Origin of the sequence: Jannaschia sp. Os4, from assembly GCF_016820245.1 — a bacterium.
Lineage (GTDB): Bacteria > Pseudomonadota > Alphaproteobacteria > Rhodobacterales > Rhodobacteraceae > Jannaschia.
Genome location: NZ_JAFCAR010000003.1, coordinates 752,787 through 773,241 on the forward strand (window position 1 = coordinate 752,787; position 20,455 = coordinate 773,241).

Sequence of the window (20,455 nt, forward strand, 5' to 3'; positions counted from 1 at the left end):
CGTCACCCGTCGTAGCGGGCATAGTCCCGCCCCAAGAGTTCGACGCGCTCCCCGTCCTCGAGGAAGGCGACTCCGCGGGTGACGATGACCGATCCGTCCAGACCGTCCCCGGCCACGAGCAGGTCGGATCCCTCGAAGGACAGGATTTCGATGGGGACTCTGCTCAGCCGCCCGGTCGCGTCGTCGTGGACGAAGACATGGGTCTCGTCGCCCTCGCCGGGCAGGACGGCGGTGGCAGGGATGCGGAGGCCCGCCCCGCCTTCGGCGTTGACGGAAAGCCGGACCTCCGCGCTCATCCCCGCGCGCAGCGCATCGGGGGCATCCTCGATTCGTAGCGTCACCGGAAAGAGGGACGAGCCGGATGCCCGGGCACCGATCTGATCGACGACGCCGGTGACGGGCCCGCGCAGGGCGGTGATCTCGACATCTTCGCGCGCGCCGATCTCCATCTGGCCGAGAAGGGTTTCGGGCACGTCGAACGAGATTTCGAACCCGTCCTCCTGGCCTTGGATGTCGAAGACCGGCTCACCAGCGGTCACGATCTGCGAGGGTTCGACGCGCCGCTCGGCCACGCGCCCCGCATAGGGCGCGCGCAGCACGACGTCCTCCAGGCGATCCTCGGCCCGCTCGACCGCCGAGATCGCTACGTCGAGACGGGCACGGGCGGCGTCGCGGCGCAGGCGCTCGTTCTCGACGGCCGCCGCGGCTACGACGTCGCGGTCGAAGAGGGTCGATTGGCGGACGAAGTCGGCCTCGGCTTCTGCCAGCGCGGCCTGGGCCTCGACGCGGTTCGCCTCGGCCTGATCGAGAGACTGGCGCAGCGCGGTGTCGTCGAGACGGGCGAGGACATCGCTATATTCGAAGCGGTCGCCGGTCGAGACCTCGACCTCGACGACGCGGCCCGATTCCTCGAAGGACAGCGGCGCGCGCCGAGCCGCTTCGACGGAGCCCGACAGGCGACGTTCGGCTTGGCCGTCCACCGCTTCGATCCGGGTCCAGACGACCGGGCGCGCGGGAGGTTCGACCGAGTCCGGTTCGGGGCGGGCGAGGGGAGCGGGAAGCTCGATCCGGTCCGTCTCGACGGCGACCTGTTGGATGACGGAATAGGCCGTCGCCATCCGGACGCGATCCAACTGGCTCATCGCGCCGGGGATCGGTCCCGCGAAGAGCAACGTGACGGACGTGAGGGCCAGAACGAGGCCTTGGCCGACGCCGAGCGCACCGCCGGCCAAGCGCGAGACCCACCCCTTCGCTGGGGAGACGCCGCGCTCGACCGCGCTCCGTCCGATCCGGCTGAGGAGGAACGCGCCGAAGACCAAGAGGCCGAGCGCGATCAAGGGCCATGGCGCGGGCGGATCGAGTGGTGCGAGACGCGGACCGAAGACGAGCACAAACGCGGCCACGCCCGCCGTCGCGACGAGAGCGACCAAGCTCCGGATCGCGCCACGGGACAGCCCGAGCAGCGCGAGCGTCGCGATGCCGCCCAAGAGGACGGCATCGACGGGGGTGAGGTCCGACGGGCTCATGCGGACGGGCCTCGGGGGCGGCGCGCCCACCAGACCGTCCCCGTGACGAGAAGGAGGACGAGTGCCGGAACGAACGACCCGCCGATTAGGGCGACATGCGTGTAGATCGCCCCGACCATCACGGTCGCGAGCAGCGCGCCGCCGATCCAGGCCGTGGCGGGGATCAGCAGAAGGATCGCGCCCCCGACCTCGAGCAGGCCGGTGAGGTAACGGAACCACTGTCCCATGCCGATCTGGTCGAACAGGGCCACCATGCTCTCGGCACCGATCAGCTTTGAACCACCGGCGGCGAGGAAGGCGAGGGCCGCGAGGACTTGGAACGCCCAGAGGGTAAGGTTCTGCCATTTGGACGTCGCGGGCCGGGCGGCGGGTTCGAAGGTGGTCATCGGAAGTCTCCTCTCTGCGGGATCAGGCGGCCTTTGCCGCGGCGTCGTCCTCGACGCGCTGGTGCAGCGGCTCGTCGGCCATGCCGAGGCCGATCATCTCCTCGGCGATGGAGGGATGGAGCGGCATGGTCAGGTGCAGCTCGTTCGCGGTGAGGCCCGCATGGAGCGCCATCGCGCCGAGCTGCGCGGCCTCGGAGGCGTGCGGGCCGAAGAAGTGGAAGCCGAGGAGCCGCCCGTCGCCGCGCGCGACCACCGCCTTCATGAAGACGTCCATGTCGGAGCCGGACACGAGGGCTGCGAGCGGACGGAACGACGTGCGCCGCTCGACGACGTCGTGCCCTTGGTCTCGCGCCTCGTCGGCCGTCAGCCCGACGCTCGCGCATTCCGGCGTGGTGAAGGCGGCCGTCGGAACGAGATCGGGACGCGGCAGCGGATCGTCCTCGCCCGTGAGAAGATCGACGACCCGACGCGCGCCACGAACGGCCACGGGGGTGAGGGCGATGGGCTCGCAGACGTCGCCGACCGCGCGGATCGAGGGGACGGAGGTCCGGCCGTCGTCGTCGACGACGATGTGGCCGCGCTCGGTGGTCTCGATGCCCACGGTCCCGAGATGCAGCGCGTCCGTGTTCGGCGCGCGACCGACGGCCATCAGCACCTCGCCGTAGGCATCGTCGCCCGTTCCCTCGCCATCGAGGCGCAGGCCCTCGGCGTTTCGGTCGACCGCATCGACGGAGGCACCGAGCCGAACGGTGATGCCCTGCTTGCGCATCGCGTCGAGCAGAAGGCCGGACACCTCGGCGTCGAAGGGCTTGATGAGGCGATCGCCGCGCTCGAGGATCGTGACGTCGACCCCGAAGCGCGCCAGCATGCAGGCGAACTCCACGGCGATGTAACCCCCGCCGACGATCGCCATGCGCTCCGGAAGCGCGGTCAGCGTGAAGAGATCGTCCGAGGTGATGCAGTGCTCCGCCCCTGGAAGATCCGGAATCATCGGGCGTGCACCCGTCGCGATCAGGATCGCGTTAGTCCTGAATATGTCGCTGTCACCGGTGCAGACCGCGTCGGGCCCGATCGGGCGGGCGGCGGACTGGACGAGCGCGATGCCGGCCTTTCGCAGCCTGTCGGCGTGGAAGCCCGAGAGCCGATCGACCTCGCCGATCACCGCGTCCCGCAGCGCGGGCCAGTCGAACGTGACCCCGTCGTGCCGCCAGCCGAGTTGCCGCATCTCGGCGGCGGCGTCCGACATGCGGGCGGCATGGACGAGCAGCTTCTTCGGGACGCAGCCGGCGTTCACGCAGGTGCCCCCGACATGGGTGCCCTCGAAGACGACGACGGACAGGCCCGCCTCGGCGGCACGCCGGGCCGCCGCCATTCCGCCGGAGCCGGCACCGATCACGGCGAGGTCGAATGGGGTCGAACGGGTCATGGTGGAACCTCCGGATGAAAGGGAGAGGCGCGACCGCCGGGGGGAGAGGGGACGTCGGCGGTCGCGCGGGGGTCAGGCGACCTGGGACAGGTCGCCGCCCGCCGCCGCGCGATCGCCGCGCAGCGGATAGCGGATGGCCAAGGTGTCGAGCGGGAGCCGATGCTCGCGCAGGAACGCATCGACCTGCGGCTCCACCTTCGGCATCGCGATGGCCGAGAAGCGCTGGATCATCGAGGCCATCGCGCAGACCGTGATGAGATGGACCAGCTCGGTCGGGTCGTAGGCGTCGACGGCGGGCTGGACCCATGCGCGCGGCGTCGTCAGCGGAACCTGCGCCGAAAGCCATGCGAGCTTGAGTGCGGCGCGCTCGGCCTCGTCGAAGAGATCCTCCGCGTCGGGTCGATCCTTCGCGGCGTCGAAGGCGTGACGCACGCGCTCGACGGCACGCTCGGTGCGACCCGCGGCATGCCACGCGAGCCAGCCCTCGGAGGCGGCGAGGTAGTCGTTGCCCTTGGCCACATGGGAGACCCGCGCCATCAGATGCTTGAGCTCCGGCGCGATGGACACGTCGCCCGCGTCCTCGTCGGTCATCACGCCGACGTAGAAGCGCGCGTGCAGCGGACGGAGCGGCAGGGGCCACTCGGCCATCCATGCGGGCTCCATCCCGAGCTTCGCCTCGGCGTAGCGCGCGGGGCCGCCCGCGGTGATCGCATCCTTGCCGTAATGGGCCAGCATACGCGCCATGGAGGGGCCGCCCTCGGGGATGTCGTGGTCGAGGTTGCCCTTGGGGCCATCGTCCGCGCCGTGGCGCCCGGTCTCGATGCCCGCCCCGGACTCGGCCTTCTCGGCCCATTCCGCCTCGACCTTCACGCCGGTAAGGTCGTTGAACACGTTGAGGAAGCCGAACGCGGCGGCGATCATCGAGGCGGCCTCGACGTTGGCGTCGGCGCCGAGCTTCGTGAAGCGCGCCTCGTCGGCATAGCCGTGCACGAGGGCGAGGTCGTCCTCCGTCACCTCGTTTGTCGACGAATGGGCCACGAGTTCGGCCAAGGCGGCCTCGAAGGGCCCGAAGGTTCCCGAGTGGTCGCCCCTCCGGGCCCGGTCGATCGCCTTCGCATAGCCGGCGGAATCGTCCTCGCCCACCGAGGCGGAGTGGACCTGGCAATAATTGCACCCTTGGGCGTTCGACGTGGCGTAGCCGAGCGCGTTCATCACTTCGCTGCCCGTCACCTTCTTGCCACCGCCGATGGCGCCGGCGTTGTGGCAGTAGACGAACTGGCGGTAGGCGACCTCCGGCCAATGGTACTGGTAGTAGAAGCAGTTCGGCCAGAAGCCGAAGAACTCCTTGTACATCCGCAGGATCGGCTGGTCCTCCGGCACGTCGGAGGTCGACCCGTCGACCTCGGGGATGACGTCGCGCAGCTTGAGGTCTTCCGCCCCCTCGCCGACCGCCGCGTCCGACGGGATCGACAGATCCATCGGCCCGTCCGCGCGGGCCGCCAACGGGATCAGCCGTTCCGCCGCGCGGAGCGCCGAGACGTCGCCGGAGCCGTTCACATGCGTGTCTCCGACGAAGGTCTGCGGCACGGTTGAGACGCCGGAGAGAAAGACCGCGAGGTTCGCGTTGCGGTCGGAGGCCGTGACGTCGACCTCGCCGTAGGGGAGGCTCGCCTCCGCGAGGACGTCCTTCACCTTGGCGCAGTAGGGGCAGTCGGGCTTCGTGAAGATCTGGATCGGTTCGTCGGCTCGGTCGGTCATGTCGGGCTCCGCGTTTCAGGGTTGCCCAAACATTGCGATGTAAGCCGTCCCCGGATAGTGACGGAACCCGAACGGGCCGTTCTCGAAGCGGAACGACCCGAGAGGAACGGATACGGCGAGCCGTGCATTGAACCCATCGGCCTCATCACCCGGAACGGACCCGGACGTCGCGTCGAGCTATTCGATTGACGATCTCCGGCTCTTCGCCTTGGTGGCGGATGCAGGGTCCATGAGCGCGGCGGCGCGGCGGCACGGGATCGCGAAATCCGTCCTTTCCCGCGCGGTCGGCAAGATGGAGGGCGCGGCGGGCGGGCCGCTCTTCGACCGCACCCATGGCGGCATGGTCCCGACCAGCCTCGGGCGCGGCCTCCTGCCGGTGGCGAACCGGGCGCTGGAGGTCGCGAGGGACGCGCAGGAGGCGATGCGTTCCGCGCAGGGAACGCCTCAGGGCACCCTGCGCATCGCCGCCTCGGCCTTGTCGGGCCAGAAGATCGTTGCGCCCGCGATCGCGCGCATGGCGCAGCTCCACCCGCAGGTCGCCACGACGCTCGTCGTGACCGGGCACGGCCCTGATCCGATGGAGGGCGATCTCGACCTCGTCCTACGGATCGGCTCGCCACCGCAGCCCTACCTTGTCTCCCGAAAGCTGATCGCCTCGCGGCTCGTTCCCTACGTCCACCGCACGGCCGCCGCTCGCATCGACCTGAATGACGTGGCTGCGGTCGAAGGAATGGGACGGATCGTCATCGCCGTCGAAGGTGTCTCCGCCGACTGGGAACTCTCGGACGAGCACGGAAACATCCGCATCCTCCGAAGCAGAGCGCTGGTGAAGGTGGGAGATCCGACCGTCGCGCTCGGGATCCTTACCGCGGGCTCGGGCGTGGCCCTCATTCCCGAGGTCTATGGTGGTCCTCTCGTCCGCGCGGGGGTGCTGGTGCGGGCCCTCCCGAATTGGATCGGCCCCCAGATGGAGATCCGGGCCGTGATGCCGCCGCGTCGCGCGGCGATCCCCGCGGTCGCCGTCTTCCTCGATATCCTGATGGAGCACGGACGAGCGCTCGCGGAAGACCTGGTTCGGCCGTAGCGCGTCGCCCAAGTTGCGTCAGTGCTCACGCGCAGTCTTGCTGATTCCGGTCCCCTACGGGAACGAGGCGTTCGTAATCGGGGCGTGTTGGGACGCCATGGCCCGTCCATCTTCTACGAAGTCCCGACCTGTACGGAGGCTTCCCATGCCGACGAACAGTCCTTCCACCAAGCCCGACTGCCCTCGTTGACCGCGGGACGTTCACGTCGGACGAATTGGTCAGATGAAACCGTTGCACCAGTATAGCTGGGGAGAACCGCCTAGCGCCCCTTCCGGACGACATCATCCTCCCTGCCCTCATGATCGCTTGCGCAATGCGCGTGATCGGCCAGCGTCTCGATCACGCGGCATTCCGCGACGGCTCCGCCCTCGTTCGCCTGAACGCAGCCCTCGACCATGCGGACCAGCTCGCGGCGCAGCCCCTCCAGCCGGGCGATCCGGCTCTCGACGTCCGCGAGGTGCCGCCGCGCTATGACGTCGGCCCGGTCGCAGGGCCGGTCGGGATGGTCGGCGAGGTCCAGAAGTTCGCGCGTGGCGTCGAGCGAGAAGCCGAGGTCGCGTGCGTGGCGCAGGAAGCCCAGCCGCCGCCGGGCAGCCGCGTCGAAGAGGCGCTGGTTGCCCTCGCTGCGCGCGGCGGGCGGCAGGAGGCCGATCTTCTCGTAGTGCCGCACGGTGCCCACGGCGATCCCAGTCTCGCGGGCGAGTTGGCCCACGGTGAAGCGCTCCGTCATCGTCTTTCTCCCTCCACGTCCACATCGGGGCTTGAAGCTACAACCGTTGTAGCCCCTACCTGTGGTCCCGAACAAGATTCGGGAGACGATCATGAGCGGTGGATGCTGCGGGCACGGGCCCGAGATGAAGGACGCCTCGGCCCCGTTCCGGCGCGCGCTCTGGGCGGTGATCGCGATCAACGCCACCATGTTCGCCGTCGAGATGACGGCCGGCGCGCTGGCGGGCAGCCAGGCGCTCAAGGCCGACGCGCTCGACTTCGCCGCCGACACCGCGACCTACGCGATCAGCCTCGCGGTGCTGGGAGCGTCGTTGCGCGTGCGCGCCACGGCGGCGCTGGCCAAGGGCACGAGCCTCGCGCTGATGGGCTTGTGGGTGTTCGGGTCGACCATCTGGGCCGCGCTCGGGCCGGGCCTGCCGGACGCCCCGGTGATGGGCGTGGTGGGGCTGCTGGCGCTCGCGGCGAACCTCGCCTCGGTCCTGCTACTCCTGCGCTTCCGCGACGGCGACGCGAACGTGCGCTCGGTGTGGCTGTGCTCGCGCAACGACGCCATCGGCAACGTGGCCGTCGTGGCTGCCGCCCTCGGCGTGTTCGGCACCGGCACGGCCTGGCCTGACCTCGCAGTCGCGGGCGTCATGTCGGTGCTGTTTCTGTCGGCCTCCGTCTCGATCCTGCGGCAGGCCTTGGGCGAGCTGAAAGAGGCGAGCAACGCTGCTGGCGGCCACGAGGCACATACAGCGGAGCAACACTCATGACGCGCAAGAGAACCACGTGCTCCTCCGCCCGACCCCGCTTCTGGACTACGACCACCCGTCGATCCGCGACCTGATCGCCGCGCGGGGCTGGGCCGACCTGCCGCGCTTCGATCGGGTCGGCGCGGCCTACGACGTCGTGCCCGACGAAGTCGCCTTCGGCTACAACCGCGACGACGCGATCCCGGCATCGACCGTGCTCACGGACGGCTTCGGGCAGTCCAACACCAAGGCGACGCTGCTGATGGCGCTGCTGCGGGCATTAGGCGTCCCGTGCCGCCTGCACGGCTTCACCATCCACAAGGCCCTCCAGCGCGGCGTGGTGCCCGAGGTTGCCTACCGCATCGCGCCCGAGGAGATCCTGCACTTCTGGGTCGAGATCGAATGGGACGGCCGTTGGGTGAACCTTGAAGGGTTCACCCTCGACGCGGCGTTCCTCGGCGTGCTCCAGAGGAAGTTCGCCGGGCGGTCCTCGCTCTGCGCCTATGGGGCGGGGACGGCCTGCCTCCAAGCGCCGGACGTTATCTGGTCGGGCGGGGACACCTATATCCAGCGCACCGGCATTGCCCGCGACCTCGGCCTCGGCACAACGGCCACCGCAAAGACCTCACGCCTTCCGAGGCCGACCCCGATCGCAACATGGACCGACCGAGCCCTCGATCGCAGAGATCGAGGCCGGGCTGCGGGTCGTCGGACGTCTGGCCGTGAACGATCCAGTCTACCTCCCGATTTTCGAGCGACTGCTGGATGAGAGGGCGAAGTCCATGTCCCAAGAGACCTTGCTCGCGGCCGCTCAGGAATGGGCTGCTCGAACCTCCGACGCACATCGAGCGGACCTGCTGGGCACATCCACATGCCTGTCGCGTGGAACCCTGGTGCCTGCGAGCGATGCGGCGTTGGCGAACTTCAGACAGAGACGTGTAGCGAAATGTCTAGCAAAGCCGACGCGAACACGCGTGCACGCACAATAACGTAACGCAAAGGGCAGCTCGCATACATCTAGGCAGACGGATGGTGGCGGAGACGAATCCGCTGGCGGAACGGCAGCAAGACTGTAACAACTTGATATATATGGGTTTGAAGGGCCGCTTCAGTGAAGGCTGTGTAGCATTCTGTGTAGCACAGTCTTGAGCGGCCTAGGGTTTTCTCGACGTTTCCGTCGAACCTTCGCGAGAGCTTCAGCGAGGAGCAAAAAATGTCTTAGGAGAGGTCAATCCCGTTGTTGGTAGGGCGGGAAGCGGTCGTTCGCTGCGGGTGTGATAACAGCTTAGACGCGCACGCTCTGGGGTGTCCAAAATTGGCCATGTGTGGGGGGTCTAGTCGGGGGAGGCGAGAAGCTTTGGTAGCTCTACCTTCCAATCCTTGATCTGCACCAAGGCCGCATCGACGGTTTCGCCGGTGTTCGGAACAAGTGTGAACTGTCCGGACGGCGCAGTGCCATCCCATGCGAAATGCTTTGACAGGAAAGCTAGCAGCTTGCGCTTATACTCCGTGTCGAGGTTGCCGGCGAGCTGGTCGCCTTTCGTCTCCAGCGCAGTGACCCGTCCGGTTGTTCCGGACGCCTTGTCGGCATCATCGGCCTTGCAGATCGAGAATACGAAGTCTGGGTAGACCTGGTTCTTCCTCCAGCCCTGGAGCCCGTATTGCGAACGCGCCTCGTTGCGGTGCCACCAAACCAGAGCGTCCTCACCATCGAGGTAAGCTGCGACGGCCTGCTCATCGGAGTTCAGATCGGCCTCGTAGATTGGCACGAAGAGGCTCTTCTGGAGCGCCGTGCCTGCATTGCTCATAAGCTGGCGTGCGCCTACGGGTTCGGTTGTCAGGATCGTATCGGGCATCTTCCAGTTGTTGCCGTCAGCGCGGAGGCGGAACTGGATGCGCCCCGCATGAACCTCAGCCCGGAAGAACGCCTCGGCCTTCTCGTCGCGCGCGGCAATCAGACCATCGCGCAGGATTTCCACGATCAGCCCGGAGAACTTACCCATCTTTGCCTGGTCAAACCCTCTACTTTCGAGCGAGATCAGAAGCTTACTGACGACCTCCCGACCGACGAACGGATTGATCACCACGTCCGAGATCATGCGGACAGCGTAGGCCGGATCGAAGGCCATGACCTCGGTACTTTCGGCAACGGGCCGGTTGTCGACCAGCTCGCCGTCAGCGTCAGACAGCGTGATCCGCTGCAACTGGCTCTCTGCCGCCTGCGGGTTGTCGGGGACGCGGTCGGCAATCGGGGTGGGATCGAACCCGCGCCAGTCGAGCGCGGCCAGGATGTCGGTCTCGTAATCCAATGGCCGCGCCGTTCCGCCATCGACCCAAAGCACCCGAGGCAGGTAGATGGCTTGGCTCTTGAACGTATCGCGCCGGTCGACTCGTCGCGAGACCTTGCCCGTCCCGCTCGTGTCGTCGGTCGAGACCTGGAGGACCAAGTCACCTAGGCCATCTCTTTCCAACCCGTCCCTGATTGCGGCCACCACGTCCCGGGTCGTCGCGTGGTGGGTGACGATATGGCACTCGTCCAGCGCATCAATCCCAGTCTTCGTCGCGCCAGGCTGACGCAGGATGCGCCCGATGAGCTGCGTCATCGCCTTGAGGTTCGAGTTCGCCGCGAGGCTGCACAGCACATAGGCGAAGGGACAGTCCCAGCCTTCCTGCAACGCCTGCTTGGTGATGATCGCTCGGATTCGGTTGGTCGGGGCTAAGAGGTCCTGGTTCTCCGGCGCGTTCAGGTCGTTCTGCTCGGCCGTCTTCACCGCAATCTCGGCAGCGTCGAACCCGGCGGACAGCAGCCACTCTCGCACGTCCTCGGCATGGATATGGCCGCTCGACCGCTGGTCGGCGCCCGTGCGCTCGACTTGGATCAGCATGATGGGACGGATGTAGCGGTCCGTCTCGGCTCGTAGTCGGTCGGCCTCGCTCTGGAGCCGGTTCAGCGTGTCGAGCGAGGCGTTCAGCGTGGCCTTCCAGTCGGTGCCCTGCCGGGGATCGAGGTTGAGGGGCATCTTGATCATGCCCTCGCGGTCCAGCTCGCGTCCCGTCACCTCCACCAGAAGGTTCGCATAGCGGGCGCCCTGAGGGTTCGCACCGCCTCGCGCTTTCACGTCCTGCGGCGTCGCCGTCAGCTCCAGCACGTAGCAAGGGTTGAAGCCGTAGAGCGTCCGGTAGGCGAGGTCGGACACGGCCCGGTGCCCCTCGTCCATCACCACGACGGGACGCAGGACCCGTAGGGCGTTGCCCAGCGAGTCCTTCACCATCGGCCACAGCCCATCGTAGGCATCGAGGTTCGGCGTGGCCTCCAGCGCTGCCTTGTGGGCGGACTGGTTGCCCTCGGGCGGGAAGAAGCCGTGAACGTCGCCGCGGTCCTTGAACATCTTCAAGGTCGCCTGGTCCTGCCGGTTCGAGGACTGGAGCATCAGCAGCATCACGCAGAGGTTCGCGTCGACGTCGCGTCGGTCGAGGCGGTCGCCTTTCTCCAGCACCTTCACCCGGTTCGCCGCGGCGACGTCGAGCGCCTGGCGGTAGGGGTGCTGGCGGTCTTTCAGGTTCTTCAGCGTCTGCGTGTAGATCGCCTCGTTAGGCACAATCCACAGCACGAAGCCCGTATTGCGCCCCAGATAGCGGTTCAGGATCCGCGATACGCCCGCGACGGCGAGGTAAGTCTTGCCGCCACCCGTGGGCACCTTCAGCACTGCGTTCGGCACCGGGCGGCCGGTACCATCGTGGCGCGGAGAATAGTCGATCCCTGCACGCGACGGAGGCAGGATGCCGTTCGCCTTCAGCGTATCCCACGCCTGCTTGGCGTAGTCGGGCACCTCGATGCCCAGATCGGGATCGGCAGCGGCCAGCGCCGCCACCTTATCCGCCTTCGCCTTCGTCACCGTCAGCGCGTCGAGATGGGCGTCCAGCGCGGTCAGCACGCGGCCCTGGTAGGCGAGGTCGCGGAACATCAGCGCTCGATCCGGTAGAGCGCGAAGGGCAGGGGCGCGAACTCCACCGGCAGCCCTTCGGCATCAAGCATTGCCTGACTGACGAACCGGGCAGGTGCGAAGACCAGATGCCGCGCGTCCGGCGCGGTCTCGGCGAAACCACGGGAGCGGGCCAGCGTCAGCGCCGCTTCGGGCGATTTCAGCCAATCGAGGTCAGGCTTGTAGATCAACCAGACGTGGCGACCGTCCGCCTCACCCAGATACCCGTCCGCCTCCCGCGCAGTGGAGGCGTCAAAGGCTCGGGCCGTCGCCATGTGGAACAGAACGCCGCCGAGCGCGTCCCAGGCAGGCAAGTCCGTGCCCTCCAGCACCGCGTTCAGGTCCACCGGCTCGCCCAGGGTGCAGTAGGTGAAGGTCCCGCCCAACCCCTCGGCCCGTTCCTCGACCTTCTTCTCGCCGGTGACGATAAGCTCGCCGTCCTTCACCGTTTTCTTGACGGCGTCGTACTCGTGGCCGTGCAGATTCTCGATCTTCTCGACCGCGTCGGTCAGCTTGTCGGCCTTCTTGAGCTTGGTCCAAGTAAGCTTCTCGCGCAGCAACTCGGTGCGCTGCGTGCCAGTGAAATCGTAGCCCTCGATCACGCGCCGGACCCGCTCGGCGGTCAGGCGATCGGCATAGTCCTCCATCTCGACCAGGATGAAGCGCCGATTGCCGCTGTCGCGCTTGTTGGCTTCGAGGACGGCATGGGCGGTGGTGCCGGAGCCGGCGAAGGAGTCGAGAACGATTCCGTCGTGAGATATTGCATGTTCAAGCACTCGTTCAATCAACTTTACAGGCTTCGGGGTATCAAATACCTTTTCCCCAAATATTGCTTTGATTTCGTTGTTCGCAGCATCTGTATTACCTGCAAATTCGTGAGACCATAGATTGATAGGGGCCATTCCGTCTTTTACTTCGTTGAGGAATGATTTGATGTCTGGAATGGGTTTCCTTCTATCAGCACCCCACCAAAAGCGATCTTCAGCTAACAGCCGATTATACGTTTCTTGATCGTTTCGCCAAGCCTTCTTTGTTGGGTTTGTAGTCTCTCCAGTGTGTGGATTTGTAATAGGATAGCACAAGTTAGGCCGCTTCTCCGGGGATACCTGATTCAGGAATGGTGTAGCCTTCCAAGGCCCCCGGTGATCATTGTCCGGGTTCCCATAACGCCCGTCTGTCGTATCGTCACGCCTTGTAAGGTTTACCTGAAAGTCAGGCGATTTCTGATATATAACGATATAATCAACTACGGAGGTGAAGTCATTTGTGTTATTACTTCGCGTGTACCTCTTTTGCCATGACACTTGCTCTACAAATGCGTCATGCCCGAAAATTTCATCCATTATGAGCTTCAGCCGATGAAGTTCGTGATCATCAATTGTGATCCAAATGCTTCCTCCTTCTGAAAGAAGTTCATGTAGTAACCGCAGACGCGGCCACATCATCGCGCACCACCTGTCGTGGCGTAGCCCGTCCTCGATCCCGATCGGGTTGGCCTCCAGCCATTCCCGGATCATCGGCGCGTTGACGTTGTCGTTGTAGGCCCAGCCCTCGTTCCCAGTGTTGTAGGGCGGATCGATGAAGATGCAGTCGACCTTGCCCGCATAGCGCGGCAGCAGCGCCTTAAGCGCGTGCAGGTTGTCCCCCTGCACGATCAGGTTGCCGTCCAGATCGACCGGCCCGATCCCCTTCTCCGCCTGCGGCTCCAGCGGACGGAAGGGCACGGAGAGGTGGTGGTTGTAGACGAACTCCTTGCCCTTGAAGTTCAGCTCGGTCATCGTGTGTTCCCTTCCGCGCAAGTCCAGGGCACGGCGCCTGCGCTCCACCCTACTCGACCCCCTCTCCGGAGTCGGCGACCAGTATCACTGGATGACCTTACGCATCCATGAATCCGGCGTGGCCATTCTTCGACCACCCGCAGGTTGGACGCCATAGCTTTTCGAACCCCTACCGTGGTCGACATGCGCCCGTCCGCTGGCGATAGGTCCTGTCGACACCACGGAGGATCTCGGCGCCATGGAAGCTCGCAACCGCACGATCGAGGAATGGTTCGGCTGGATCGCCGACGGGGCCGTCGTCCTGCCACGCTTCCAGCGCTACGAGGCGTGGGGCTGGTCGCAGGTGGAGGGGCTGCTGGAGAGCGTGCTGCGCCGACCCTCCTTGCCGGTCGGCGCCTTGCTGATGCTGGAGGTAGGCGACACGCCACCCTTCCACGCCCGTCCCATCGTCGGTGCGCCCGAGGGTGGCAAGGCGTCCTACCACCTACTCGACGGGCAGCAGCGCATGACGGCGCTCTGGCGTAGCCTCTCGGACGACTACGACGACGTCTCCTATTTCGTCTCGCTCACCGCCCCGGCGGCGCCCGACGTGCAGACCGTCCGACGCTACATGAAGGGTCAGCAGCGTTACCCGGTCTGGTGCGACGACGACGATGCCGTCGCGGCGCGGGACCTCTTCCCCGTCCACTTGCTGCGCCCGGGCCAGGCGGGGGCGGACAAGGCAAAGACCTGGGTCAAGGCGACGTCGGGGGGCGACATGGACCGGGCTATGGCAATGAACGAGGCCATCACCGATCTACGCTCGCGCGTCTCGACCTACTCGCTACCATTCTTGTCTCTGCCCACGGTCACCAATCGCGAGACGGCTCTCGACGTGTTCATCCGCATGAACACCCAAGGCACGGCGCTGACAGCCTTCGACATCGTCGTGGCCCAGGTCGAGGCCGATACCGGCACGTCCCTGCACGAGCGCGTCGAACGGCTGGTATCGCGCGTCGCCACGCTGTCGCGTTATGGTGAGCCCGCCGAGGTCGCGCTGGCCGTCGGCGCGGTTCTGTCGGGCCGCGCACCGAACCGAGCGACCTACTTGCAGCCGCGCTTCGGGCAGGATCTCGTGGATGTCTGGGACCGCGTCGAACGCGGGTTGAGGCGTGCCGTCGGGTTCCTCGCTGACGAAGCGATGGTAAACCACATGATCGTCCCTGCCGACCCACTGGTGACGCTTATGGGCGCCTTTTGGGCGGACGCGCCGGAGGGCAAGGACGCCGAGGGCGCTGCCCGCCGCCTCGCTCGTCGGGCGCTTTGGCGAGGCGCGTTCAGCGAGCGCTACGCCAAGACCTCGGCCACGCGCACGATTCAGACTATCGGGAGCTTGTCCGCCATCGCGACGGGGACGACGCCTTGCCGGCACTGTTTAATGACGCGCAGACGCCGCTGCCGGAGGCCAGCGCCCTGCACACGGGGGGCTGGCCGAAGACGAAGGACCGACTGGGACGGGCCATCCTCGCTGCCTCCCTGCGGACGGGCGGCTACGACTTCGCCGACGAGCAACGCTTCTCCGCGGCAAGCCTGGAGGGGCGAGAGTACCACCACCTTTTCCCAAAGGCGCGGCTGGAGGCTGAAGGGCGACCTCGGCGCCAGGTATTCTGCGCGCTCAACTGTGCCCTGGTGAGCTGGCGGACCAACCGAACAATTTCCAGCAAGCCGCCGTCCACCTATGTCGCCGAGCGTGCCGAAGAGGTTGGGCTGCCGGTAGATGAGGTCGATCGACGGCTCCGATCACATTGCGTTCCACCCGACGCGCTGCGCAGCGATGACTACGACCACTTCCTCAACGAGCGTGCCACCATGGTCCACGCGGTCATGACGAAGCTGTGCGAGGGTCAGGACGTCGGCATACAGGACGTAGTCTAAGGCCTAAGATGTCGACGGCCCTCTCGTAGCCCACTCCGGGATTCGCGTTCCGCACCATCTCCTCCGCCAAAGTGTCTTGCCGCTGCTTACCCTCGCATTCTCCATGCTGCTCCGGATATATTGGACAGCTAATCTAGGCATGGCAGTTATTGCTGGAGTAACCCTGGTCGTGAAGGCGCCGCAGTGCGGCGGTGAATGTCCGCTAAGGGCCGGAAGCAGCCTTCGGTTAGTTCGAACCGCTCCTGTTCAACCATGGAACGTGAGATGGTGTTCAAGGGGCATCTCTGGCGGTAAGGCCGGTCGCACTCGGGCCAGTGTACCGAGCAGATGAGGCAGGGCGACCAACTTCTCGAATGTAGGTTGATAAGGGAAATACGTACAACAGCCGAACGAGGACCTCCAAACAGTCACCCAGACCATATGGGTTTCAATGGCAGGACCGAAGGGGAAGGGGAGCGGACCTTTGTCCGCCTCTCCAACCTAGCAATGCGTGCTACCAATCAGCCGCCCTCGCAGTCGCGCTTCCCCGGCCTGGCGATGCACCGCAGTCGGAAGTCTAGCGTTTCGTCGTCGAGGCTGCCACCCACGCCATGCTCGACCTCGTCGATGACGAACCCGTTTCCATCGGGCGCCTCGTTGAGTGTGACCTTCGTCCAAGCCTCCGCTCGCCGATCACTCGTGACGGTGAACGTATGGTTGGTGCCGAAAAAGCCCTCCATCTCATAGGTGACCGTGCCGCCTTCCTCAACTGCGAAGCAAAGCTTCTCCCGCAGCGTTGAGTCCCGCCAAGCCCCGGCGTCCGAGCCGTCGAGGTTCTCGACGCGCAGCATCTCGTCGACCGGAGCACCGGCTTCGATCATCGGCGCGACCGCTGCGTCGCATCGAAGTTCGTTTCGCCGCGCGACGGCCGCCTTGATGGCGGCCTCGCAGGCTAGACGCGCTTCCAGGTTGGTGAGGCGGTCGATCCGGTAGGCCGCCGGGATGCCGCAACGGTTCCGCACAACGGCGGCGCTGTCTCAGTCGTCCGCGAGGATCTCCGCGTCCTCGAAGCCGAGGTTGTCGGCATAGAACCGGGACAGGATCGAGATCGAGGCGAGCTGGCGGTCGTGCAGAACCTCGCGATACCGGGCCATCGCTTCGCGGATCGCGGGGTCGCGCGGGGGGCGTCCGAACTCGTTCGCGTAGCCGCGCGTCTCGAAGTGGCTTTCCGCCGTCGGCGGAAGCGCCTCGATCTCCGCGATGCGGTCCTCGATCTGCTGCACCTTGTCGTCCGCGGCGGTCCGCGCAGCGACTTGGGCGACGCGCGCCTCCTTGAGGGCGAGGATGCGGGGATAGTGGTCGGCGAGCGCATCGGCCTTGCGGTGCCCGAAGCGCTCGCAGGTCTCGAGCTTGGCGATGGTCGCCTCGACCAGTTGTCGGTCCCAGTGAACGTAAGGCAGGCCGAAGAGGTGCTGTAGGTCGTCCGTGCGGGTCCGGTTCCGACCGTCGTCCACGATCTGGCAGAGCGTGTCGTCATCCACGGACGTCATGGGCGCGACGGCATGACCCGCCGCCTCGATCCTGTTCGCGGCGACCTCGACGATCCTGCCGAAGGCGTCGAGGAAGGGCTGGGTGGCCGCAAGGTTCCCGCCGGGGCCAGCGTCGATGGGGAATGCATCCCGTAGGGACACCATCAAGGTCTCCGCCGCTTCGCCGTCGGCGACGTCCGCCGTTCGTGCGACTTCGGCGTAGTGGTCAAGATGGCGATCCCAGTAGCCCGCGACCGCATCGTATGTCGCCCGGGGCAGGGAAGCTTGGTCCAGCCGCGGGAGAAGCCCGACGGGAGCGAGGTTCTCGGCGCGGCTGTCGATCTCGCGGGCCGCGTCGGGGGATGGCTTCGCGACCGCAGCGTAATCGCGCAACTCTTCATAGGTTGCGAGGGGCGCAGGCTGCTCGGACACCGTGAACGGGTCGCATGCCTCGGCGATCCGGACCGGCGACGTCCAGCGGATCGCGAACCCGTCCGGCGCGAACGCCTCGATCGTCCCGTCGAAGCCGTTGCGCGTCGCCGAGATGATCTCTCCCGCCGCCAACGGGCCGGAATAACCCATCCCCCGGTAGTCGCGTTCGCCGGGGCTGCGGCGATAGATGCTGAACGCCTCGTCCGACGCGATGACATAGGCATGTTCGGGTCCGTCGCCGCAGTGGTAGTGACCCGAATAGTAGTCCTCCGCCGCAACCGCCGTCGTGGAAAGCAGCAGGGCCGCCAAGGCCGTCCAAGTTCGCATCGTGTCCCTCCTCCGGTCGCTCCCGACCTGTGATCCTGAAATGGGATTATCCGATCATGGGATCATCGCAACCCCCGACGTCGCATGGGGGTGGAAATGGGAAAGAGTCTCAGGTCGCCGGGGCACTGGGCTTTGATGGATGCGCTGCGGAATGCGCGGCACGGGGCCGGGATGACGCAGGCGGGCTTGGCCGACAGGCTCGGACGTCCGCAGAGCTACGTCGCGAAGTGCGAGGGTGGGGAGCGACGGCTCGACGTCGTGGAGTTCTGCGCATGGGTTCGGGAGCTCGAGGTCGCGCCGATGACGGTGTTGCAGCCTGTTCTGGAGGCGATGGATGGGGCCTCCGACTGACGCCCTAAATCGTAAGGCGGGTCGGGAGCTACCGGAAAGCGGCATTTGTCCCCCGATCGTTAGGCTGGACCCTCGGGGTCGGTGCGCGGTATGAGCCTTCCTTCCGTGGGCACGTTCGACGTTTCGGATGAGGTAGGGGACCGCACGGAAGCCGGACCAGCCTGTTCGATCGCACGCCCTGCGGCGGGCAGTCTGTCGATCAGCGCGTCCATGCGACCGCGCGCATGTTCCAGATGATCGTCGGGGATCCGGTAGCGGGTCGCGTTGGCCCACGCGATCCGTGTCCAGATCGCACGGAACGCCGCCTCGGAGCAGTCGGCCCTGTCCCGGTCGACGTTTCGTCGGAGGGCGAGGGCTGAGGGAGCGCTTGGCGCAGGGTCAACGAGCGGGCCGGTGAGGACGAGCTGCTCCGCGTCGTCCGCCCCAGGCGCGCGGAGGACCAAGGCATTCGCGGCCCTCCTTCATTTCGAGGTTCTCCGCCGCCACAAGGGCGTAGACCCGGTTCACGAACGCCCCTCGATGGGCCGGTGCGCGCCCATCGGCGTCGAGGAGCGCGTCCCACCATCTAACCGCGCGGGCGGCATTCGCCGTCGTGCCGGCGCGTCTCGCCTCGGCGCGCTGCTTCTCGATCCAGTCCGGCGCGCGGACGGGGCGGACGCGGGCGGGATCGAGCGGGTCGGCCCATCCGAACCTTGTGTTGAGAAGATCCTGCAGGCGGCCCCAGAGGGTCCGGGCAAGCGCCCCGGGCGGATGGGGGTTGTAGGACCACCACCGCTTGATCCCGAGGATCGTGGGCAAGGTGCAGCCGGAGGCGACGTTGACCTCCAGCCGCCCGGTATGGGTGTGCGTCGTGGCCAAGACCGGACCGCGCCGGCGCTTCGGGAAGCCGGGCCAGAGCGTGTCCATCACGAACCGGAGCGCCAGATCGACGGCGCGACGCGGGGCAGGGGCTCGGTCGTTGAAGGCTTCGACGTCGATGTCATCTGTCTCGAAAGACATCACGAGGGAGGCGTATTTCCGCATGTGTCGGGCGGACGCGACGTCGAGCTGAAGGAGGCGCGGATCGCCGTGGAGGATCTCGGGCGCCGGGTCGCGCAGCAGGGGGACAGTCCCATCGCCGATGCGCTTCGTCGTCCGGGCGTCGCACAGGTAGCGGATGAGGGCGCGGCCATCGTCCTGCGGATCGCGGCCCGCGTCGGCGAAGGTGATGATCATGAGGCATTCTTCTCGCGCCGAAGCCATGGGCGCGCGATGAGGGCGATCTCCATCCCGATCCTATCCAAGGATGCTGCCAGGTCCGCGCCAGCGCTCTCGTCCTCTGCCGCAGCGACCGCGTCCGCGATCTCCTCGAGAAGCCCCGCGCAGCGCATGAGAGCGTCGATCCCGATACGCCAGTCCGCGCGCTGGTTCGGTCGGACCCCCTCGGCGAGCTGCGCCATCGCCGCGCCGATCGGCAGCCCCGCATGGTAGGCGGCCTGCGTGATCGCGGCGCGCTCGGCGGGCGTCGCGGTGATCTCCCATCTCATTCGTCCCGTGGGTGCCGGCATCGTCGTCTCCTTCATCGTCCTACCCGTCGTGTCCGCACGCACCTCCCGATCCCGGGGCGATGCGTGCCCTTGCTCGGACGACCTATGCAGGGGCGATGCGTAATGCGCGGTGAACGGAGATCGGTCGGCACCACCATGGTGGAACGGCCACCGAAGAACAGCGAGACGAGAAGCGTTTCATGTCGCTGTCGAACTTTGTGGTGCGTAAACCCTCTACGGTCTGACCGTTTGTCTACCTGAGTGTTTAGAGGGCGGATGTCCCGCTCTCGATAACCTTGGAGACGACTATGTCGGACAAGAAGATGACCTTCGCCGAGGCGCAGGCGGTGTCCCTGGAGGCCGCCGCGCGCGAGTTGGTAGCGAAGAAGGCGAAGACGGCCGCCTCGGCGAGGGCGTCGCGGGAGCGGGAGAAGGAGGCGGGCATCGTGCGGGCCGCGTGCAAGGTGCATGTGACGAACCTGCCGCTCGCGAAGCACGTGCTCACGCAGCTGCAGGCGCGGCTTGCTGAGCCCGACGTGAAGTTCACCACGCAGGACTTCGAGGGCCTCGTGGAGGGGTTCCAAGCGCGGCTGGCGTCGTGATCGTCGTCTAGAGAACGAGGGGGGCGGCGCGGCCGGCCCCCTCGATAATGAGAACCAATGGCCTAATGCTCGGAAACGTCGAACCCGTGCGTAGCAAGATGCTCCCTTAGGATTCGCCGGATCAACTCTTGTCGGGATGGTGCTGCCGGGTCCTTCGCGGCCATCTCATCGAGGGCGCTGAGCGTTGCTTGGTGGAGGCGGACTTGGATGCCTTGGGTGTTCCGCTTCGGAGGGGCCATACGCTCTTCTTCATGAGAACGGCTCCCGGTCACCGGTGCCGACGACCGATCAAACCATCGAGACGAACTCAGTGCAACTATTCGGTTGCATTATTGAATGAACATGGTATCACTATAGGCGGACGACGCGGAGCTCTGACCTTCCACGCCG

19 protein-coding genes are annotated in these 20,455 nt (G+C 66.4%); 7 read left to right on the forward strand and 12 right to left on the reverse strand.

The genetic code is table 11. The annotated features are described in order from the left end of the window. Positions 1–2: 2 nt before the first annotated feature. The 4 genes from JQC91_RS08675 to JQC91_RS08690 all read right to left on the reverse strand — a co-directional run bounded on the left by JQC91_RS08675 (position 3) and on the right by JQC91_RS08690 (position 5,096). Positions 3–1,526: a CvpA family protein gene (locus JQC91_RS08675; protein WP_275296984.1), complete on the reverse strand. Its 1,524-nt coding sequence runs from the start codon at positions 1,524–1,526 to the stop codon at positions 3–5. Then, positions 1,523–1,912, reverse strand: a complete 390-nt coding sequence (locus JQC91_RS08680) for a DoxX family protein (RefSeq protein ID WP_203286402.1) — start codon at positions 1,910–1,912, stop codon at positions 1,523–1,525. Before JQC91_RS08680 ends, JQC91_RS08675 begins: the two co-directional genes overlap by 4 nt. Before the next feature lie 22 nt (positions 1,913–1,934). Next, on the reverse strand, positions 1,935–3,338 hold the full coding sequence (locus JQC91_RS08685; RefSeq protein ID WP_203286403.1) for an NAD(P)/FAD-dependent oxidoreductase: 1,404 nt from the start codon (positions 3,336–3,338) through the stop codon (positions 1,935–1,937). A gap of 72 nt (positions 3,339–3,410) precedes the next feature. Beyond that, positions 3,411–5,096 carry a glutaredoxin domain-containing protein gene (locus JQC91_RS08690; protein ID WP_203286404.1) on the reverse strand — a complete coding sequence of 562 codons (1,686 nt, stop codon included), beginning with the start codon at positions 5,094–5,096 and terminating at the stop codon, positions 3,411–3,413. A gap of 127 nt (positions 5,097–5,223) precedes the next feature. On the opposite strand from JQC91_RS08690, the gene JQC91_RS08695 reads away from it, so the two are divergent. Continuing rightward, a complete protein-coding gene (locus JQC91_RS08695; protein WP_203286405.1) occupies positions 5,224–6,180 on the forward strand; it encodes a LysR family transcriptional regulator in 957 nt (318 codons plus the stop codon). Between the two features lie 260 nt (positions 6,181–6,440). Here the strand turns inward: JQC91_RS08695 and JQC91_RS08700 are convergent, their stop codons facing one another. Then, positions 6,441–6,911: a helix-turn-helix domain-containing protein gene (locus tag JQC91_RS08700; protein ID WP_203286406.1), complete on the reverse strand. Its 471-nt coding sequence runs from the start codon at positions 6,909–6,911 to the stop codon at positions 6,441–6,443. 91 nt (positions 6,912–7,002) lie between these two features. Here JQC91_RS08700 and JQC91_RS08705 point away from each other — a divergent pair, with 91 nt between their 5' ends. Both JQC91_RS08705 and JQC91_RS08710 read left to right on the forward strand, forming a co-directional pair. Beyond that, positions 7,003–7,665 carry a cation transporter gene (locus tag JQC91_RS08705; RefSeq protein ID WP_238941381.1) on the forward strand — a complete coding sequence of 221 codons (663 nt, stop codon included), beginning with the start codon at positions 7,003–7,005 and terminating at the stop codon, positions 7,663–7,665. A 16-nt stretch (positions 7,666–7,681) separates the two neighbouring features. Continuing rightward, on the forward strand, positions 7,682–8,413 hold the full coding sequence (locus tag JQC91_RS08710) for a transglutaminase family protein (RefSeq protein WP_203286407.1): 732 nt from the start codon (positions 7,682–7,684) through the stop codon (positions 8,411–8,413). A gap of 565 nt (positions 8,414–8,978) precedes the next feature. On the opposite strand, the gene JQC91_RS08715 is transcribed toward JQC91_RS08710, so the two are convergent. Both JQC91_RS08715 and JQC91_RS08720 read right to left on the reverse strand, forming a co-directional pair. Further along, positions 8,979–11,609, reverse strand: coding sequence for a DEAD/DEAH box helicase family protein (locus JQC91_RS08715; RefSeq protein WP_203286408.1), 2,631 nt, complete (start codon positions 11,607–11,609; stop codon positions 8,979–8,981). Next, a complete protein-coding gene (locus tag JQC91_RS08720) occupies positions 11,609–13,405 on the reverse strand; it encodes a site-specific DNA-methyltransferase (protein WP_203286409.1) in 1,797 nt (598 codons plus the stop codon). The genes JQC91_RS08715 and JQC91_RS08720 overlap by 1 nt, the downstream gene beginning before the upstream one ends. A 238-nt stretch (positions 13,406–13,643) precedes the next feature. On the opposite strand from JQC91_RS08720, the gene JQC91_RS08725 reads away from it, so the two are divergent. Further along, the gene (locus tag JQC91_RS08725; protein ID WP_203286410.1) at positions 13,644–15,077 is read left to right on the forward strand and encodes a DUF262 domain-containing protein; all 1,434 of its coding nucleotides are present in this window, start codon (positions 13,644–13,646) and stop codon (positions 15,075–15,077) included. Further along, positions 15,074–15,319 carry a hypothetical protein gene (locus JQC91_RS08730; protein WP_203286411.1) on the forward strand — a complete coding sequence of 82 codons (246 nt, stop codon included), beginning with the start codon at positions 15,074–15,076 and terminating at the stop codon, positions 15,317–15,319. Before JQC91_RS08725 ends, JQC91_RS08730 begins: the two co-directional genes overlap by 4 nt. A gap of 500 nt (positions 15,320–15,819) precedes the next feature. Here the strand turns inward: JQC91_RS08730 and JQC91_RS08735 are convergent, their stop codons facing one another. Next, entirely contained in the window at positions 15,820–16,320 is a 501-nt protein-coding gene (locus JQC91_RS08735; RefSeq protein WP_203286412.1) for a hypothetical protein, read from the reverse strand. A gap of 15 nt (positions 16,321–16,335) precedes the next feature. Further along, entirely contained in the window at positions 16,336–17,568 is a 1,233-nt protein-coding gene (locus JQC91_RS08740) for a hypothetical protein (RefSeq protein WP_203286413.1), read from the reverse strand. Positions 17,569–17,721: 153 nt separating this feature from the next. On the opposite strand from JQC91_RS08740, the gene JQC91_RS08745 reads away from it, so the two are divergent. Then, entirely contained in the window at positions 17,722–17,937 is a 216-nt protein-coding gene (locus tag JQC91_RS08745) for a helix-turn-helix transcriptional regulator (RefSeq protein ID WP_275296997.1), read from the forward strand. Positions 17,938–18,315: 378 nt separating this feature from the next. Here the strand turns inward: JQC91_RS08745 and JQC91_RS08750 are convergent, their stop codons facing one another. Then, positions 18,316–19,152, reverse strand: a complete 837-nt coding sequence (locus JQC91_RS08750) for a hypothetical protein (protein ID WP_203286415.1) — start codon at positions 19,150–19,152, stop codon at positions 18,316–18,318. Further along, positions 19,149–19,463 carry a hypothetical protein gene (locus tag JQC91_RS08755; RefSeq protein ID WP_203286416.1) on the reverse strand — a complete coding sequence of 105 codons (315 nt, stop codon included), beginning with the start codon at positions 19,461–19,463 and terminating at the stop codon, positions 19,149–19,151. Before JQC91_RS08755 ends, JQC91_RS08750 begins: the two co-directional genes overlap by 4 nt. A 308-nt stretch (positions 19,464–19,771) precedes the next feature. Here JQC91_RS08755 and JQC91_RS08760 point away from each other — a divergent pair, with 308 nt between their 5' ends. After that, complete coding sequence (locus tag JQC91_RS08760) at positions 19,772–20,065, forward strand: hypothetical protein (RefSeq protein WP_203286417.1); 294 nt, start codon at positions 19,772–19,774, stop codon at positions 20,063–20,065. A gap of 62 nt (positions 20,066–20,127) precedes the next feature. On the opposite strand, the gene JQC91_RS18115 is transcribed toward JQC91_RS08760, so the two are convergent. After that, positions 20,128–20,304: a CopG family transcriptional regulator gene (locus tag JQC91_RS18115; RefSeq protein ID WP_203286418.1), complete on the reverse strand. Its 177-nt coding sequence runs from the start codon at positions 20,302–20,304 to the stop codon at positions 20,128–20,130. Positions 20,305–20,455 lie beyond the last annotated feature (151 nt).

Coding starts and splice junctions, on each gene's coding strand:
- JQC91_RS08745 (WP_275296997.1), top strand. CDS start 17,722: ATGGATGCGCTGCGGAATGCGCGGCACGGGGCCGGGATGACGCAGGCG.
- JQC91_RS08725 (WP_203286410.1), top strand. CDS start 13,644: ATGGAAGCTCGCAACCGCACGATCGAGGAATGGTTCGGCTGGATCGCC.
- JQC91_RS08755 (WP_203286416.1), bottom strand. CDS start 19,463: ATGAGATGGGAGATCACCGCGACGCCCGCCGAGCGCGCCGCGATCACG.
- JQC91_RS08675 (WP_275296984.1), bottom strand. CDS start 1,526: ATGAGCCCGTCGGACCTCACCCCCGTCGATGCCGTCCTCTTGGGCGGC.
- JQC91_RS08750 (WP_203286415.1), bottom strand. CDS start 19,152: ATGATCATCACCTTCGCCGACGCGGGCCGCGATCCGCAGGACGATGGC.
- JQC91_RS18115 (WP_203286418.1), bottom strand. CDS start 20,304: ATGGCCCCTCCGAAGCGGAACACCCAAGGCATCCAAGTCCGCCTCCAC.
- JQC91_RS08700 (WP_203286406.1), bottom strand. CDS start 6,911: ATGACGGAGCGCTTCACCGTGGGCCAACTCGCCCGCGAGACTGGGATC.
- JQC91_RS08715 (WP_203286408.1), bottom strand. CDS start 11,609: ATGTTCCGCGACCTCGCCTACCAGGGCCGCGTGCTGACCGCGCTGGAC.
- JQC91_RS08705 (WP_238941381.1), top strand. CDS start 7,003: ATGAGCGGTGGATGCTGCGGGCACGGGCCCGAGATGAAGGACGCCTCG.
- JQC91_RS08720 (WP_203286409.1), bottom strand. CDS start 13,405: ATGACCGAGCTGAACTTCAAGGGCAAGGAGTTCGTCTACAACCACCAC.
- JQC91_RS08685 (WP_203286403.1), bottom strand. CDS start 3,338: ATGACCCGTTCGACCCCATTCGACCTCGCCGTGATCGGTGCCGGCTCC.
- JQC91_RS08760 (WP_203286417.1), top strand. CDS start 19,772: ATGTCGGACAAGAAGATGACCTTCGCCGAGGCGCAGGCGGTGTCCCTG.
- JQC91_RS08690 (WP_203286404.1), bottom strand. CDS start 5,096: ATGACCGACCGAGCCGACGAACCGATCCAGATCTTCACGAAGCCCGAC.
- JQC91_RS08680 (WP_203286402.1), bottom strand. CDS start 1,912: ATGACCACCTTCGAACCCGCCGCCCGGCCCGCGACGTCCAAATGGCAG.